16 protein-coding genes are annotated in these 15,821 nt (G+C 65.5%); 15 read left to right on the forward strand and 1 reads right to left on the reverse strand.

Annotated elements, in window-relative coordinates:
• The first annotated feature begins 222 nt into the window (after nt 1–222).
• From P8R42_03360 to P8R42_03400, 9 genes are all read left to right on the forward strand, one after another.
• The gene (locus tag P8R42_03360; protein ID MDG2303687.1) at nt 223–648 is read left to right on the forward strand and encodes a prepilin-type N-terminal cleavage/methylation domain-containing protein; all 426 of its coding nucleotides are present in this window, start codon (nt 223–225) and stop codon (nt 646–648) included.
• 122 nt (nt 649–770) lie between these two features.
• A complete protein-coding gene (locus tag P8R42_03365; protein ID MDG2303688.1) occupies nt 771–2,408 on the forward strand; it encodes a hypothetical protein in 1,638 nt (545 codons plus the stop codon).
• Nucleotides 2,405–3,982 (forward strand): hypothetical protein, encoded by a 1,578-nt coding sequence (locus P8R42_03370; GenBank protein ID MDG2303689.1) that lies wholly within the window; start codon nt 2,405–2,407, stop codon nt 3,980–3,982. The genes P8R42_03365 and P8R42_03370 overlap by 4 nt, the downstream gene beginning before the upstream one ends.
• Nucleotides 3,979–5,019 carry a phosphatase PAP2 family protein gene (locus P8R42_03375; GenBank protein ID MDG2303690.1) on the forward strand — a complete coding sequence of 347 codons (1,041 nt, stop codon included), beginning with the start codon at nt 3,979–3,981 and terminating at the stop codon, nt 5,017–5,019. The genes P8R42_03370 and P8R42_03375 overlap by 4 nt, the downstream gene beginning before the upstream one ends.
• 78 nt (nt 5,020–5,097) lie before the next feature.
• Nucleotides 5,098–5,856 (forward strand): prepilin peptidase, encoded by a 759-nt coding sequence (locus P8R42_03380; GenBank protein MDG2303691.1) that lies wholly within the window; start codon nt 5,098–5,100, stop codon nt 5,854–5,856.
• Between the two features lie 90 nt (nt 5,857–5,946).
• Complete coding sequence (locus P8R42_03385) at nt 5,947–6,384, forward strand: hypothetical protein (protein ID MDG2303692.1); 438 nt, start codon at nt 5,947–5,949, stop codon at nt 6,382–6,384.
• Nucleotides 6,381–6,770: a prepilin-type N-terminal cleavage/methylation domain-containing protein gene (locus P8R42_03390; GenBank protein MDG2303693.1), complete on the forward strand. Its 390-nt coding sequence runs from the start codon at nt 6,381–6,383 to the stop codon at nt 6,768–6,770. Before P8R42_03385 ends, P8R42_03390 begins: the two co-directional genes overlap by 4 nt.
• Nucleotides 6,771–6,802: 32 nt before the next feature.
• Nucleotides 6,803–7,369, forward strand: coding sequence for a hypothetical protein (locus P8R42_03395; protein MDG2303694.1), 567 nt, complete (start codon nt 6,803–6,805; stop codon nt 7,367–7,369).
• Nucleotides 7,366–8,403, forward strand: coding sequence for a hypothetical protein (locus P8R42_03400; protein ID MDG2303695.1), 1,038 nt, complete (start codon nt 7,366–7,368; stop codon nt 8,401–8,403). Before P8R42_03395 ends, P8R42_03400 begins: the two co-directional genes overlap by 4 nt.
• Here the strand turns inward: P8R42_03400 and P8R42_03405 are convergent.
• A complete protein-coding gene (locus P8R42_03405; protein MDG2303696.1) occupies nt 8,371–9,507 on the reverse strand; it encodes an SGNH/GDSL hydrolase family protein in 1,137 nt (378 codons plus the stop codon). The two genes, P8R42_03400 and P8R42_03405, sit on opposite strands and share 33 nt — an antisense overlap.
• A 312-nt stretch (nt 9,508–9,819) precedes the next feature.
• On the opposite strand from P8R42_03405, the gene P8R42_03410 reads away from it, so the two are divergent.
• The 6 genes from P8R42_03410 (at nt 9,820) to P8R42_03435 (ending at nt 15,715) form a co-directional block, all read left to right on the forward strand.
• Entirely contained in the window at nt 9,820–10,410 is a 591-nt protein-coding gene (locus tag P8R42_03410; GenBank protein ID MDG2303697.1) for a hypothetical protein, read from the forward strand.
• Nucleotides 10,407–10,790, forward strand: coding sequence for a hypothetical protein (locus P8R42_03415; GenBank protein ID MDG2303698.1), 384 nt, complete (start codon nt 10,407–10,409; stop codon nt 10,788–10,790). The genes P8R42_03410 and P8R42_03415 overlap by 4 nt, the downstream gene beginning before the upstream one ends.
• A complete protein-coding gene (locus tag P8R42_03420) occupies nt 10,787–11,620 on the forward strand; it encodes a hypothetical protein (GenBank protein ID MDG2303699.1) in 834 nt (277 codons plus the stop codon). The genes P8R42_03415 and P8R42_03420 overlap by 4 nt, the downstream gene beginning before the upstream one ends.
• A 10-nt stretch (nt 11,621–11,630) precedes the next feature.
• Nucleotides 11,631–12,122, forward strand: a complete 492-nt coding sequence (locus P8R42_03425; GenBank protein MDG2303700.1) for a hypothetical protein — start codon at nt 11,631–11,633, stop codon at nt 12,120–12,122.
• A gap of 21 nt (nt 12,123–12,143) precedes the next feature.
• Entirely contained in the window at nt 12,144–15,410 is a 3,267-nt protein-coding gene (locus tag P8R42_03430; protein MDG2303701.1) for a PilC/PilY family type IV pilus protein, read from the forward strand.
• A 62-nt stretch (nt 15,411–15,472) separates the two neighbouring features.
• A complete protein-coding gene (locus P8R42_03435) occupies nt 15,473–15,715 on the forward strand; it encodes a hypothetical protein (GenBank protein ID MDG2303702.1) in 243 nt (80 codons plus the stop codon).
• Nucleotides 15,716–15,821 lie beyond the last annotated feature (106 nt).

The following is a 15,821-nucleotide window of genomic DNA, read 5'->3' on the forward strand; positions in this document are numbered from 1 at the left end:
GGTCGTCAAGAAACTGCCGCAGTCGCGGCCCGGACGAAGACGCCTCCGCGTATGGGAACGCTATAGCAGACAGGATGGTGCCGCGACGGCGAAATCGCAGAGCCTCGTAGTTGCGACGTTTTTCACCTTCCTCTCGTGACGGCGGGCGCAGGTGGCCTGGCTGGCATCGGTGTTGCTCTAGTCCAGGGTGTGCCGATGCGCATCGCGGGTCGGCGAAAATAAATGGCACAGCGTTACCGCGCGGGGCGGTCGCTTAGATGGGTCGGATCTCAGGAGGTTTCGGAAGAAATGTTTAAGGCGAAGAACGAGAAGGGCTTTACGCTCATCGAACTGTTGGTGGTCGTCGCGATCATCGGCATTCTGGCGGCAATCGCAATTCCGCAGTTTTCTGCGTATCGCTCGCAGGGTTTCAACGCTCGAGCGTCGTCTGATCTGCGCAACCTGGCAACGGCCGCCGAGGCCTATTTCGCTGCGAATGCAGCGTACACCTCGGACGTGACCAGCCTGACCGGCTTCAAGCAGTCGCCTGGAGTGGACATCATCCTGACGCCGGCGGGCCAGTTCTTTACGGCCACGGCGAACCACGCGAACGGAGACAAGACCTACGACTGGAACTCCGAGAACGGTGGTTTGCAGAACGCGCCGTAAGGACGGGGTGGCAACCGGCCTGAAATCCGGCTGACACACGAAGCGGGATGGCGTCGCTCCCCCCGGGGCGACGCCATCTTCGCATGGGGAGAGAACACGTGGCATTTGAGGAGGCAGGCGCCGTGCGGAACACAACGAAGAGCATCACCGGTCTAGCGGTGCTTTTGGTTGTGGGGGCAGCGCTCCACTTCTTCGGCGGAAACATCGCCGACCCCGACCTCTGGGCGCACCTCCAATACGGGCGTGCGATCTTCCAGGGGGAGGGCCTCCCGACGGTGGAGGTCTACTCCTATACCGCGGCGGGCGCGCCCTTTTACGATCACGAGTGGCTAACGGACTACCTCACGGCCGGCGTGTTCGATACCTTCGGGGCCACGGGGCTCGTGGTAGGGAAGCTTCTAGTTCTGGCCGCGATGTTGGTTCTGCTGATCGACACCGCCCGAGTGCTGGGTGGTCTGCTCGGCCCAGGGCGCAACGTTCATCCCCTGACGGCCGCCGCTGTTCTGGTTCTCGGTCTCGCCGTGATCGGACCCGGCGCGACGTTCCGAGCGCAACTGTTCACGATGACGTTCCTCGCACTCGAGGGCTGGCTGCTCACGCGGGCGGAGGTCCGCGCGCGGCAAGAGGCGAACGCGGCACGGGTGACCTGGGAGATCTTGGTCCTTCCCCCACTTCTGCTGCTGTGGGCGAACCTGCACGGGGGCTTCCTGGTCGGACTCGGGATGTTCGGCCTGTACGCGGTTTCGGTCGGGATCCAGGAGATCATCGCCCTGCGCACCGGGCGATCCGTCGGCGAGGCCGTTCGGCGCATTGGCCCGTTCGCGGTCGTCTGCGTGGCCGCGGTCCTTGCGCCGATCGCGAATCCGTACGGGATCGAGCTGTATACCTATCTCGCACGCACGCTCGACATGCACGGTCAGATTTCGGAGTGGTATCCGGTCGCGCTCTTCTCGGGCCACTTTCTGCGGTTCAAGATCATGGTCCTCCTCTCGGCCCTCGGCATTGCCGTGGTCTGGCCGGGATGGAGCGAGCCTCGTGCGCCGGGCGCGGCGTGGCCCGCCTTCGCGTGGCGCGTCGCCTTCTACGCATTCGCCGCGTACATGGCCTTCAAGCATCAGCGCCACACCGTCCTGTTCGGGATCGTCGCGACGCCTTTCCTCGTCGTGTCGATGGAGCAGGTGCGCCTTCTGGCGGTAAGGCGCTTTCCGGCGCTTCGACCGCGAAGGCCCGTCTTCGCAGTACTCGCCGCCGGTGCGGCCTCGGTCGCGCTCTTTCAGGTGGTGGGATTCGCCCGTCAAATCGACGAGCACGGCGGGGCGATCCGCTACGGACGACTCGATTACCCGGTCGATGCCTTGGGCTTCCTTACCGAGCACGGATTCGACGGGAATCTGGCGATGCCGTTCGAGTGGGGGGCCTATGCGATCACGAAGATGGCGCCCGAGTCGCGGGTCTTCATCGACGGACGCTTCGAGGCCGTTTACCCGAAGCAGGTCATCGACGACTACTTCGCGTTCATGAACGGCACGGCCGGATGGGAGCGACTCCTCGACGAGTATCCCACCGACATCGTCGTCGTGCAGCGTTGGCGCAACATCCATCCACGGCTTTTTGCGCGTGACGATCTGCATTATGTGTACTCCGATCCTGCTTCTCTCGTGTTCGTCCGGCCGGGCGTGCGCACCGACGAGGCGCTCAGGCGACTCGCGTCGGTCGAGGACCGGAACGACTTCCCGCGTCTGGCGACCTACTTCCCATGAGTCCGGCTCGGGGGGATTTCGGAGGACCGCGGTGGATCGGCGCGTGTCTCACGGCACTTGCCGTTGTTGCGCAGGGACTCTGGCTCGCGCGGGAGTATCCGAACGCGCATCTGGACGCGGATCTCCTCTCCTATCTCGCGTACTACCGGGACTGGGCGGCGGGGGCGGCGACGCCGTTCGGGTACACGGTGCCGAAGGTATTGCCCGTGGCTCTGTTCGGACCGACCGGGAGTCCGGAGGTCTCGTCTGCGCTGACCCTCTGCGCCGCGGCGGTCGGTGGAGCCTTCGTGTTCTTGCTGGCAGCGAATCTCTTCGGGACGGCCGCGGCCGTGCTGGCGGCGGTGGCGTACGTGTTCGATCCTCTCCGCAGTATCCTCACGCTTCGCTCGAGCGCGGATCTTTACGTGGGCGTCGGGCTGCTAGCGGCGATGTATGCTCTTTCGATTCGCGCAGTGGTCTGGGCAGGGGTGGCGATCTTGGTCGCGGCTTTGGCCAAGCCGTTGGCGCTCGTCTGTGGTCTCGCGGTGCTGGTCGTGCCGAAGATCACTCTGTCTCGACGGCTCGTCGCGGTGGCGATCCCGTTCCTCGCCATTCCCGCGATCTCGGCGCTCGACGCGGCCCTGGACGGGCGGCCGATCCTCGCGGGCATTCTCTCATTGGGCCTTCCGGACGAGCACAAAGCGTTCGTGCACGTCGCGCAGGGCCCGCCACTGGGCTGGCTCGATTCGCTCGAGATGCTCTTCGTCGACTGGTTCGGGAGATTGCTGTTCGCGCGGACATGGCCCCTGGTCTTGATCGGCGCGGCGCTCTACGCGGTGCGGTCGGTTCTTGCCTGGCGCGCGGGTGCTTCCGACGCTACGAGCGAATCGCGGTCCGGGGTGGATCCGAGGCTCGTCGTCCTGACGGTTCCGCTCCTCCTGACCGGCGCCTACGTCGGTCTCGCCCTGTTGCAGCCCTTCGTTTTCTTCACCCGCTTCTTCTGGGTGCTGTCGGCGGCGCTCACGATTCTCGCCGCGTACGGTGCAACGGCGGTCGCCTCGGCTGCGCCGCTGCCGCGCTGGGGACGGGCGGGCCTCGTCACGATCTTTGCCCTCGCGCTTCTCGCCGACCGATCCGATGACTTCCAGTGGAGGAAGCAGCTGATGTTGGATCCGTTCGAGACGCATGCAGCACTTGCCTATCGCGGCGTCGAAGTGATCGCCGATGACAGCCGTTGTGAGGGGGCCGCAGTCGTTCCGCTCGCCTATCTGCCCCTCGCCGCGTGGCGGGTACCGGCGAAGCTCCGGCGCGGCGATCTCTGTGCGATCGAGGATTGGGCGGCGGGTCGAGGCTGTGCGCGTCCGACCTGTGTGCTCGTCATGCCGGCCGCGCCGACCACGCAGGCGGCACGGGAGGCGTCGAATCGTTTGCTCGAGTCCGGGTGGGCGGTCGAGGTGTCGGACGGACAAGGCGCGTTGGTGCGCGCCACTGCGGGTCAATCGACCGCCGCCGAGGAGAACGCGGAGACGGTCGCACCCGCGCAGTCGCCGGAGCCGTCGTGGTTGGAAGCAGAGGGAAGGGGAGCCCATACATGAGCCAAGGGTTGGATCTGGCGATCGAACCGGGCGCCGAGCGGTCCAGTGAGGGACTCCGGTCGTACCTGACCGGTGCTTCGGCCTGGACCTGGCGTTGCCTTGCACTGGTGGGCGTCTACGTGGCGGTCGGCTACGCCGCGGCGCTCTTCCTGGGGCTGCCGCTGCACTGGCCGATCGCGCACCTCGTTGCGCAGATTCAGCTCGTTGCGGTGGTGGCGTACGGCTCGCTCGCTCTCGCATACGCACTCGATCGCTCCATCGGTCCGCGTGTGCGGTTGGGGGATCTCGCCGCGCGATTGCTGTCACCGCGAATCTTCTTCGAGTTCGTCGCCGCGATGGTCGCGGTGCACGTGACCCTGGTCGTCTTCGTCAACTTGAAGCAGTACGTGCCCGCGCTGAATCCGACGCTGTACGACTCGCCGTTGTGGCGCCTCGACGCCTGGCTGCACTTCGGTGTCGAACCCGCTGTGTGGGCGACTGAGTTCGCGGCCGAGTACGGATTACTACCGTTCCTCGATCATGCGTACCTCGTGTTCTTCCCGGTGCAGCTTCTGGTGCCGCTTCTCTTCCTCTTTTCGACCCGGCTGCGGCCGGTTCGCGGGACGTTCTTCTTCGCGTACTGCCTGCTGTGGATGTTCGGTAGTCTCATCTACATCGTTTGGCCCGCGCTCGGCCCCATCTATTACTGGCCCTCGCGATTCGTGTGGCTGGATCTCGCCCCGTACGCGCAACACCTGCAGTGGACACTCATCCAGGATTACGCGCAGTTCCGCTCCGGCCCCGAGTACTACGCCGTGAAGCTCTACTACGGGGTCGCGGCCCTCCCGAGCTTGCACGTCGGCATGTTCACGCTCTTTGCTCTCGCGACCTGGAGATGGCGTGGGATGTCGGCCGTCTTGTGGGTCCTCACAGCGATCACGTTCGCCGGCTCGCTCGCGCTGGGATGGCACTACGCGGTGGACGGGTACGCGGGGGCGTTCATGGCGTGGGGCGCATGGCGGATTGGTCGGCTCATGGCGCCGCAGACAGAATCCTGATGGCCCGTTTGGTTTTGCCTGCGTCGTCATGCGATTCTGAGTCGCAACGTGGCGCCTGAATATCTCATATGGGGCGCCGTGCTGTATCTGGGCGCGGCCGTCGGAAGCTTCCTGAACGTGGTGATCCACCGCGTTCCGCTCGGTGAATCCGTCGTGAGCCCGCGGTCTCGATGCCCGTCGTGTCGCAGCACGATCGCCTGGTACGACAACATCCCGGTGTTGAGCTGGGTACTGCTGCGAGGGAAGTGTCGAGGGTGCGGCACGGGTATTTCCGCTCGCTATCCGTTCATCGAGTTCATCACGGCGTTGATCGCGGTGGTTCTGTTCGCCCGACATGGACCGACACCCGCCTTCGGGGTTCAGTTCGTTTTCTCGTGCGCGCTGCTTGTCATCGCGTACATCGACCTCGATCATCAGATCATTCCGGACAAGATCTCCTTGCCCGGGATCGTGCTGGGACTCGCCGCGGCGATTCCCGCCGGGATGCCGGCCATCACCGATGCGGTTCTCGGCGTCCTCGTCGGCGGCGGCTTGTTGCTCACTGTCGCGTGGACCTACGAACGTTGGACCGGGCGGGAGGGCATGGGGGGCGGGGATGTTAAGCTCCTTGCGATGATCGGCGCGTTCCTCGGCTGGCAGGGTGTGCTGCTCACTTTGTTGCTTGGTTCGCTTCTAGGGTCGGCCATCGGGATCGCCCTCATGGCTTCGCGCGGAGCGGATCGGAAGCTCGCGATCCCGTTTGGACCGTTTCTTTCGCTGGGAGCCCTCGTGACGCTCTTCTGGGGCCACGCGATTGTGCGCTGGTACATTTCCTACGCCGGGTTCTCGCAGATCTGACCGCGATCCCTTGTGACGCGCGCGCGACCTGATTAGTTCTCGAACACCCCGGTCCGCACGCGGTCCTCCGAGAGAAAGCTCGGAGGTGTGATGAAGGTCGATCGTACGAGGGGTGTGACGCTCCTCGAGTTGTTGGTGTTGCTCGGTTTGCTCTCGCTGTTCGCCGGCGCGGCGGTGCCGCAGTTGAGCAGCATGATGGGAATGCTCGAGCTCCGCGCGGGGGCGTTGCGGATGGCTTCGGCCCTGACGCGCGCCCGGTTCGCGGCGCTCGCGCACGGGGAACCTTGGTGGGTTCGGGTCGTGGGCCCGAGCGCCTTCGAGGTGGGCCCGGAAGGTATCGCGCCGGTCCGAACGCAGCTTCCGGGTAACGTTCGTTTCGTCGCGGTGACCTCCGGCGGGGAGGTGCGCTTCGGACCCAATGGGTGGGCAGAGAATGCGACGTTCACGCTGGGCTACGCGGAGCACGAGCGCTCGGTCGTGGTGAACCAGCGCGGACGCGTTCGCCTGCGGGATCGGGAGGACGGATGACCACGTCCGGTGAGCGGGAGAGGCGTCGCCGTAGGCGTCGGGCCGGGTTTACCTTGCTGGAAGTTCTAGCAGCGCTCGGGCTCGTGGGTGCGGTCGGCGTCGTTGCGAGTGGCTCGGGGCACGCGCTCGCGAGGTTCGGATGGGCTGCACGCGGGGAGGCCGCCGGGCTGTTCGCCGCCGAGCGGAAGCTCGAGGAGTTGTTGTCGCTGCGGGCAGACGACCGGACGGGTGGTACCGATCGCACGGAGTCTTCGGGGATCGCGGTTCGCCGCGTCTGGCGCATCGTGCCGGACACGCCGGCGCCGGGGCTCACGCGGGTCGAGGTGTCCGCGAGCTGGGAAGCCCCGGATCTCACGATTCTCACCTTGGTTGGAGTGGCGTTGTGAGGCCGAGGCCAGGGGAAGAGGGGAGTACGCTCGTGGAGCTGCTCGTCGCGTCGGCACTCGGCCTCGTCGTCATTCTCGCGGGCATTCAGTTGCTCCGGACACACGCGGCACTCGCGCTGCAGGTCCAGGCGGACCTCGGCGCTTCGAGCGGCGCCGTGTGGGCTTTGCGGACGGCTTTGCGCGACGTGAAGCGGGCGGGAGCCGATCCTCTTCAGCGGGGCCTCCCGGCCGTCGCGACGGCGCACCCGAGTGCGTTCGCACTGACGCGCGATGCCGATTCCGACGGTGCGATCGACGTGCGCTCTGAGGAGAGCGTCGGTTTCGCGTGGTCGGGTCGGCAGGGCGGGCGAGTCGCGCGGCGTGTAGGCGCGCAGTCCATGGCGGTCGTCGCGGAGGTGCCGGAGGGTGGGCTGCGGCTGCGTTACTTCGACGGGCGTGGCCGGGAGTTGTCGGCGACCGGAGGCCTCGGTGATGCCGATCGGGCGCGGGTTCGCCGCGTGGAGGTGGATCTCGAAGTCGTCGAACGGATCGGCCATGTCTCGGGGCGCGTGCTGCTCTCGGGCGGGGCCTCCGTCCGGGTGCGGGAGGGCGTGCGATGAATCCGAAGGCCGAATCGGGTCTCGTGTTGTTGAGCCTCGTTCTTCTCCTCGCGCTCCTCGGTCTCGTGACCGGGGCGAGCCTCTGGTTTACACGCGCCGAGCTCTGGGCGGCGGGGCGCGCGCGGTCGGAGCTGCAGGCGGCGTACACGGCGGAGGCGGGCGTGCGGCACGGCCTAGCGCTGCTCGCTCCGGATGTCGACCTCACCGCGCTCGCGGAACGCTCCGTCGACGCGCTCGCGGCGCCCGACACACCGGGGCCGTGGCCCATCGCGGGAGGAGGGTGGGTTGCGTTTCCCGGCCCGCCGTTTGGCTACGGGCTCGAGGTCGCTGCTGCAGGCGACACGCGTCGGGTCGTCGTGCGATCCTCGGCGACCGCGGTTCGGGACGCGGCGCTCGTCGCCGTGGCCTCGGTGGCCCTTGCGGCGGAGCCCTACGCACCGGCGACGCTTGTCCTGGGCGGCGGCCCCCTCAGCTTCGAAGCGGCGGCGCTCGGAGGTTCCGAAAACCGGCTGGTCACGATCGTGGGGAGTCATGCGAACCGGGTGGCGGCGATCGGGACTGCGTCGTCGGTGGAACTCGAAGCCGCGATCGAATCCGCCGAGGTAGCGGGCGCGGGCATCGAGGGAGACGGCATGGCCACGGTGCGCCGGTTCCCGCTCTCCCGATTCGCTCTTCGGAGCGGCCTCGACGAGTGGGCGCCCGACGTGCTGAATGCGTCGGTGGGTGCCCGCGGCAATCCGGTCGCGCTGCGCATCCGCGGCGGCGTCGTGCCGAGGTTGCTCGGGGCGGGGCTCCTATACGTCGCGGGGGATCTCGACGTGATGGGTGAGGTCGACTTCGCGGGTGTCGTCTTCGTCGAGGGGCAAGTGCGAATCGGCGGGGAGTCCTGTCGACTGGACGGGATGTTGTGGGCGCGTGAGGTGGCCTTCTCGGGTGCGTGTCGCGTTGCGTTCGATGCCGCGGCGGTGGCCGATGCTGATCGGGCTCTTCGCCTTCCTCGCCTACCGGTCCTGACCGGCCTCGCCGGTGGCTGAGCCGAGAGCCAGCCTCGGACGGAGCGCGTCGGCGATCGCCTGGTGCCCTACTACGGTGAGATGCTTCCAGCGCGGGTAGTAGGTGCGCTCGCGCCCCGTGTGTCCGCGCGATTCACGTCCGAGCAGTTGTGTTGCGTCGATCGTGGGAATGTCCTCGGCCTCGAGTGCGCGCCGGAGCACCTTCTGTGGGCGCCGCCAATCGATGCCGTTCTCGCGCAGTTCCGCTCTCCACTCCGGATCGTTGCTGGCCTCGACCTGCCAAGGATCGGGGAGAATCAGAACGATGGGCTCCGCGCCCATGGCGCGCGCGCGCCGCCCGACTTCGACGAGGAGGCGCGCCGTGATGCGAAGCGCAGCGGCGTCCGCTTCGGTCACGTCCGCGGTGTACACGCTGCGCATCGGGCGCCCACCGAGATGCCAACGCTCGCGGCCGCCGGGTTTCGGTTGGTTCTTGTCCACCGTCGTTTCCGCGAGTGCGTTCAGGATTGCGGAGTGGCGCATGGCGCCGCGATAGATCTCGATGCCGACCTGGAGAAGGGCCGACGCTTCCACCGGAACGCCCTGCACCTGGAGTGATCCGTCGTGGGTAAGTTGGAACCACGGCTTGGGAAATTGCCAGGTCCCGGCGTACACGTTGTCGTGCAAGTCGTTGCCCATGTACGCGGTGATCACGACGACGTCGGGTCGATAGGGCGCGACGACCTGCTCGAGCGTGAGGAGTTGTTGGTCGGTGCCGTAGCCGATGACGGCGAAGTTCAGGACTTCCGTCTCCGCGTCGTCGAGCCGCGCGGCGAACGTTTCATCGTCGCCGACGCCGTCTCCCCAGGCCTGACTGTCGCCAAGTATCGCGACCCGCGTCTTTCCCGGCGTGCGGTGCATGGGGTGGTTGGGGCCGCGCTGGCCGGCTTCGTTGATCGTCACCCACGTGAGAAACTCGTCACCCCCGTAAGGGCCGGCGATCCCCGCTCGATTGCGCCAACCCCGATCGCGATCGGGCTCGGCGAAGTAGACGCGGTTTCGCATGTGCGGACGGTACTCGAACCCGATGGCACGGGCGGCGAGCTCGCCGACGCCGATACCCAGTATGAGGCCGAGAGTGATCAACAGAGCCCGTGTTCGCCAGCGCGGCGCGCAATGACCAATCCGATTAGACAAGAGACCCTAGTTCGCCGCGGCGGGGGGGGCGTTACTTCGTTGACGATCCGACACGACCGTCGAGATTTCGCCGGGTGTGCCGCTTCCGACTCGCGGCATCTTAACCGAAACCCGAGCAGCAGCAAGGCTTTATAGCGAATGCGCTAATCTGGCTGCGCGGAACATCCTTTGCATCCAAAGGAGTTCCGGAGGGCGTGCGTGAGTTGTTTTCGCCAAAAATCACTACTGAGACGAGCCGTCGGCTTGCGAGGTTCGGGGCCCATGGGCTCCGGGGCGCCGCGTCCGAATCGGGGCAGGTGTGCCGGACTTGGGCGCCGGCTGCGCGACCAGGCCGGCTGGACGCTCGCCGAGCTGATGGTGGTGACGGGCCTGATCGTGACGCTGGCCGGCATCGCGGTCCCGCAATTCTCGCTGATGGCTGTTCAGATGCGCACGCAGGCTGCCGCCGCACAGGTCATGAGCGACTTGAACTGGGCGCGGACGATGAGTCTGCGGACCGGTGTCGCTCACTACATCAACGTCACGGGCGATCCGCCGATGATCTATGACGTGCATCGCGTGGCGAGCCCGGGAGCGGTCGTACCCGCGACGGATCCGGTCATCCGAGCGATCGACCTCACGGCCCGTATGCCCGACGTGGATTTCAGCCTCAATGGCGTGACCCTCGATCCGTACGGCGGGACGGTGACCGGGCCGAGCCCGGGCCAGATCATCTTCACCGGTCGGGGACTGCCGACCGCTCCCGGAGCGTTCTTCGTGGCGTCGGACGACGGAAAAACCGCCTTTGCTATTTCGATCACGGGCGCCGGTCGCACCCGGATGTGGCGTCGTGGTGATGGAGCGTGGAAGTGAGCATCCTGCGCCGACTCCGCGGTGAGGCCGGGTTCACGATCATCGAGACGATGGCGGCGACCCTCATCATGGCGATTGCCTTCCTCGGTTTTGCCGGCGTTCATACGCTCTCGAGTCGGGCGCAGTCTCTGGGGAACAACCAGGGACTCGCGACGTTCATCGCGAACGAGCAGATCGAGTTGATGCGGCGCAGCACGTTCGCAGACGTCACCTCCGACGTCGATTCGGTGGAGGCCGAAGGTGTCGACTTCACTGTGGTTCGCCTCGTGACGAACTCCGATCTGTCCAAGAGGGTCGGCGTCATCGTCTTCTGGTCGAGTCGCCTCGGGATGCGGGTGGTGACGCAGACTTCGATGGTGAGTCTGGTGACGAACCCATGAAGCGTGACGTGAGGTTAGTTGCCGGGAGCCACGTGGCCCGGATTCTTTTGAACGAGCGTGGCCTCACGATCGCCGAGCTCCTCATGGCGGCGTTCATCGGCCTCGTCGTTCTCGGCGCGAGTTGGGGAGCGGTCGCTGTCCAGGGTCGCAGTGCGGTCTATCAAGCGGGCCTGGCCGACGCGCAGTCGACCGGCCGCGGGACCGGAACGCTTCTCCTGCAGGATCTCCGCATGGCGGGCTTCGGCATGCTGGGCGTGTCGCCCGACGAGGACCTCCCGCCGATCGAGTACGACGAGAGCGGCGGTACGACCACGCTCACGCTCCGCGGTGCCTTCAACAACGTACAGACGACGTTGCAGATCGGGGCGGCGCCGGGTGCTACGACCCTAACCGTGAACCCGCCGGCGAACGGTACGTTCGTGACCGGTGAGCACGTCCTGGTAGATTCCGGACTGGACTCGGAAGTGAAGACCATCACCAGTGTCTCGACCGTCGGCGGCAACCTGACGATCGGTCTCGATTCCTCGTTGGACCATCAGTATCCGGTGGGCCCCAACGTCACGCAGATCGAGAAGATCATCTACACCTGGGAGGACGACCTGCTGCAGCGCGATGGCCAAGTGGTCGCGGATAACGCGATGGAGTTCGATCTCCAGTTCGTGGATCAGGACGGGACAGTCACGCCGGCGCCCGGCGACAATCTCCGGTCCGTGATTCTGGCGGTGGTTGCGGGCGATCCCTCGCCGCTCCCGGATATTCCGGTTGCGCAGTCGACTGTCGAAACCGAAGTGAACGTTCGCAATCTGACGTTCCGCTTCGATCTAAGCTGAGGATGTACCAATGAAGACGATTCGGAATGAGCGCGGCATCGTGATGATCGCCGCTCTGGGAATCATCGCGGCGCTCTCGGGCCTTTCCGTTGTCGTCGCGTCGAGCGGGCAGATGTCCACCCTGACCGGCGCGATCGCCTCGCAGGCGTCGCGCGCGTTCTACGCCGCCGACGGTGGGGCCTACTACGCGCTGGGCGAGCAGGACAACTTCGTTCCCGACATGGGGGATCGCTACACGAATCACAACTCGACGTCGGCGAATCTCGAGGCGTCGGTCACGGCTTCGTACCTGAACTACCGTGCGTTGCCGGGAAACCTGTTGATCCGAACGAGCGACGGCAAGACCCGCCCCGCTCAGTTTGGGCAGGGAGAGGGGCTGGGAAAGATGTACTACTTCCAGCTCGACTCCCAGAAGAACACGACGACTCTGGGGATCGACCCGATGGCGCGGGTTCAGATGCAAGCAGCCAAGCCGGGGCCGTGCGCTGATTGCGGCTCGTGATGGGGTGGTGAGGAGACGGCAATGAAAAGGCTCTCGCGGCGCGCCGTTTTGCCGATCGTGCTGATCCTGGGATGGGTTGGCACGGCGGCTGGGCTGGACACCGACATCTTCACCGGTACTCAGGTGGCCCCGAACGTCCTGCTCATCATGGACAATTCGGGGAGCATGGGGCTTCAGGCGTACAACACGTACCCGAACACGATCTATACGGGCTCGTTCACTCCGGGCACGGTCTATACACGCTGTAAGGACAAGAACGGCATCAGCGGCGGTAACGTCCACTCGAACTGCCGCTGCGGCCGCACGCAGTCGGACTGGGTCGTGGATCAGAGCCACTGCGCGGGTTCGTTTACCGACATCATCCCGCCTCCCAACGGCGACGACATCGATGACCGCGATTCGCGTCGGCGCATGGGTAACCGCCGGAACTTCGAAACGAATCCTCCCAAGAACTGCGTTGCCAGCCTCGAGCCCTGCACGAGTGATGTGGATTGCAGCTCGGTGCCGGGCGACTCGTGCGCGGAGCAGAACAAGATGGCGATCGCGAAGGGCGTGATGACGTCGGCGATCAACGATGCCGAGAACGACAACGTTCGTTTCGGGATGACGGTGTTCGATCCGGCCGGCATCGACTACAACTCGATGGACTACTCGGATCCCGCCGACATCACGAACTGGCACGTGAACAACGAGGCCTTCGTGTCCCCGGTCCAGGACATGGACGCCTCCTCGCGTGCCAGCCTGACGTCTGCCATTCAGGCGATGAGTGCCAACGGAGGCACGCCGACGTCGCATCGCCTGATCGACGCGTGGAACTACTTCAACGGTACCGCCGGCGCTCCCGGCTTCACGACGTCACCAGTCGAGTACGTCTGTCAGCGGAATTACGTGCTGATGGTGACCGACGGTATTCCGGAGGTGGAGGCTGACTTCTTCACGAGCAATCAGCAAAACTGTACGTTCAATCGCCTCCAGTCGTTCGCAGGAACCCCGGGCGATCTGAACGGGGACGGAAAAGAGGACCCGGCTAGCCCGGCATATCTCGCGACGACGGGGGAGATGTACAATTGCGGCTCGGACTACCTCGACGACGTGATGCTCAAGGTCCGTGGCGAGTTCCCGCTCGGGAACTCGCAGAACCAGCCTCTCGCGCTCTACGCGATCTCGTTCGGGTTCGATTTCTGTCAGGAGCCGGCGCCCGGGGACACGAGCCCCGGGGGCGGGTCGATGCTGTGGCGCGCTTCGAAGAAGTACGGCGGTGGCGACTGCCTGTCGGCGGCCGATCCGGATAAGCTCGACGACAAGTTGAGAGAAGCGATCAACCTCATCAAGAACGATGCGCAGTCGTTCGTCGCGCCCGTGGTGCCCGTCAGCCAGACGAACCGAACGGAGTCCGGCGATCGTCTGTACGTGGCGTTGTTCAGCCCGCGCGAAGGTCAGCAGGAATGGACGGGTAATATCAAGAAGTACGGTCTGAACCGAGACTCGGGTACGGTCTGCAACGCTTCCTCGCCGAGTTGTACGCCTGGTCCGGGCGCCGCGACGCTCGGCGACGGAACCATTCTGGGAACGGCGGAGTCGTACTGGGATGGCGCGACCGGGGGCGCTTCGGGAAGCTCCGTGACGTCGGGCGGCGTGGGGGCGGTCCTGCAGCAGAGCAACATCGCCAACCGGAACATCTTCACGTACACGGGCGGCGGCGTCGGGGCACTCGGCGGGCTCGACCTGTCGGCGTCCGGGCAGGCCTTTGACAAGGCGAATGGATCGATCACGCCGGCGATGTTGGGTCTGGTCGCGCCCGACGACACGCAGATTGAGCGCGATGCGCTGATCGACTACATACACGGCGTCGACGTCTACGATAGCGACGACGACGGCGACATCACCGAGACCCGCAGCTGGATCCTCGGCGACATCATTCACTCGGTGCCGCTCATCGTGAACTACGATCCGGCGGGCAACAACGCGCTGATCATCGTGGGTGCGAACGACGGCATGTTACACGCCTTCGATGACGCGACAGGCGCCGAGGTGTGGGCGTTCGTTCCGCCGGACGTGCTCGGGAACCTGAATCTGCTGCGCCCGGGGCAGGCGTCCACGCATCCCTTCTTCGTGGATGCGTCGCCGAAGGTGTTCAACGGGACGAGCGGTGAGAAGACGCTGGTCTTCGGCCTGGGGCGCGGCGGTCGTGCCTACTACGGGCTCGACATCACGAGCAAGACGGCGCCGAAGCTCTTGTGGCGCGTAAACGATCAGACGAGCGGCTACTCGGAGCTCGGCCTCACGATGTCGACTCCTGCCATGACGAAGTACAGCCTTGCGGGCGGAGCGCCGGTCGCGGTCGTGGGGGGTGGCTACGACACCCATTTCGATGATCCGGCCATCAGCACTCCGAACTCCTCGGGCGCGATGGGCCGCACGATCTACGTGATCGATCTCGCGACGGGCAACAAGCTCGCCGAGGCCGGCGGGAGTGGGATGGACTACGCGATCCCGAGTGACGCGCTCGTGTTTGACGTGAACGGCGACGGAGTCTTCGACCGGGGTTACATCGGCGACATGGGTGGCAACATGTGGCGGATCCGGGATGATTTCTCGGTCGAACTGCTGTTCAGCGCGCCGGCGGGGCACCGGATCTACTATGCGCCCGATGCCGTCATCAACGCCGGCTCCGTCATGGTCTACTTCGGCACCGGCGATCGCTCGAGCCCGTTGTCGACGCAGGTGACGGATCGCTTCTACGGTGTCCGTGACGACGCGGCGAACAATCTCCATGAGTCAGACTTTGTCGACGTGACGAACACTGTCGTCCAACCGGGGTCGCCTGAAGAAGAGACTCTCATCGGGCAGATCGCGGACAAGCACGGCTGGTTCATCCGGCTCCTCGGTGTGGGTGAAAAGGTCCTCGCGCCGCCGACCGTCTTCTTCAACGTCGCGTTCGCGACGTTTACGCCGTCGACGGTCGTCTGTGAGGCCGGTGGGTCCGCGCGGCTGTACGCCATGAGTCCCCTCACGGGGAGTCCGAGCTTCGACCTGGCCGGCACGAGCGGAGGCGGTCTAGGCGACGGGTCTGGAGAGGGCTCCGGCGCCGGCGGCATCCTCACGACGAACGACCGGTTCGTGCTCGTCGGTCAGAGTATTCCGACATCGCTCAAGGTCACGTTCGGAGACGACGAGACCAAGGCGTTCTTCGGTGTGACCAAGGGTGGCGGGATCGCGCTGCAGCCGCTCAGCCTTCCGCAGATGCAAAACAACGTCGTTCCCGTGAACTGGCGGGAAGTTTGGTGAGGCGACAGGGCCTCGGGGAGAGAATCATGCGTTGGATCCTAGGGGTAGCTGGAAGTCTCGCGATGGTGCTCGCCGCAGGGTCTGCGTCCTTCGCCGACATTCAGCGCAACGGAGTGGTGACCTACGTGTCCGAGGACGCCGTCGAGGTCAATGGGGAGCGGATCCTCCTGGGCCCGGATTCCCTGATTACCAGCGGCGGGCGGGCGGTTTCCGTCTTTTCTCTGCGTCGAGGCATGCCCGCGGAGGCGGAAATCGACGATGCCGGCAAGCTGATCGTGCTCGAGGCAAAAGGAGTGGTTGAATAAGATCGGCGAAGACCGAATATTAGAGATGGATGACTCGTCGATAACGCTGGGTACGGTAACTCCGGTTTTGGATGGGCGAACGCCACCCCCTCCTATCGCCGCGACT

This window comes from Candidatus Binatia bacterium (assembly GCA_029243485.1).
Lineage (GTDB): Bacteria > Desulfobacterota > Binatia > UBA12015 > UBA12015 > VGTG01.

Coding starts and splice junctions, on each gene's coding strand:
- P8R42_03400 (MDG2303695.1), top strand. CDS start 7,366: ATGAATCCGAAGGCCGAATCGGGTCTCGTGTTGTTGAGCCTCGTTCTT.
- P8R42_03390 (MDG2303693.1), top strand. CDS start 6,381: ATGACCACGTCCGGTGAGCGGGAGAGGCGTCGCCGTAGGCGTCGGGCC.
- P8R42_03410 (MDG2303697.1), top strand. CDS start 9,820: ATGGGCTCCGGGGCGCCGCGTCCGAATCGGGGCAGGTGTGCCGGACTT.
- P8R42_03370 (MDG2303689.1), top strand. CDS start 2,405: ATGAGTCCGGCTCGGGGGGATTTCGGAGGACCGCGGTGGATCGGCGCG.
- P8R42_03385 (MDG2303692.1), top strand. CDS start 5,947: ATGAAGGTCGATCGTACGAGGGGTGTGACGCTCCTCGAGTTGTTGGTG.
- P8R42_03375 (MDG2303690.1), top strand. CDS start 3,979: ATGAGCCAAGGGTTGGATCTGGCGATCGAACCGGGCGCCGAGCGGTCC.
- P8R42_03425 (MDG2303700.1), top strand. CDS start 11,631: ATGAAGACGATTCGGAATGAGCGCGGCATCGTGATGATCGCCGCTCTG.
- P8R42_03430 (MDG2303701.1), top strand. CDS start 12,144: ATGAAAAGGCTCTCGCGGCGCGCCGTTTTGCCGATCGTGCTGATCCTG.
- P8R42_03420 (MDG2303699.1), top strand. CDS start 10,787: ATGAAGCGTGACGTGAGGTTAGTTGCCGGGAGCCACGTGGCCCGGATT.
- P8R42_03360 (MDG2303687.1), top strand. CDS start 223: ATGGCACAGCGTTACCGCGCGGGGCGGTCGCTTAGATGGGTCGGATCT.
- P8R42_03435 (MDG2303702.1), top strand. CDS start 15,473: ATGGTGCTCGCCGCAGGGTCTGCGTCCTTCGCCGACATTCAGCGCAAC.